Source organism: Salinimicrobium oceani (genome assembly GCF_012037645.1).
On sequence record NZ_JAAVJR010001307.1, the window covers coordinates 1 to 329 of the forward strand.

General features: G+C 41.3%; 1 pseudogene. It reads left to right on the forward strand.

Annotated features, from left to right (window positions below):
* Positions 1-329 (forward strand): annotated as a pseudogene (locus HC175_RS21950) (peptidoglycan-binding protein LysM); the annotation flags it as partial.

The following is a 329-nucleotide window of genomic DNA, read 5'->3' on the forward strand; positions in this document are numbered from 1 at the left end:
GATCCCAGCCTCCGCGCATATCCCGAATTAGGGAAATCTTATGTAGCTTTTAAAGAAGCCCTGGGCTTCAAAGAGTCGGGTGGAGATTATACGGTGATCAATGATTTTGGCTACATGGGGAAATATCAATTTGGAAGAGGCACTCTTAAATTGATTGGAATCAAGGATACTAATCTTTTCTTAAATTCTCCCGAATTGCAGGAAGCTGCATTTTATGCGAATGCTGCCCGTAATAAATGGATCCTTAGAAGAGACATTGAACGCTTTGCAAATAAAGTTGTAAATGGTATCAATATTACCGAGTCGGGAATTTTAGCCGCAGCCCACCT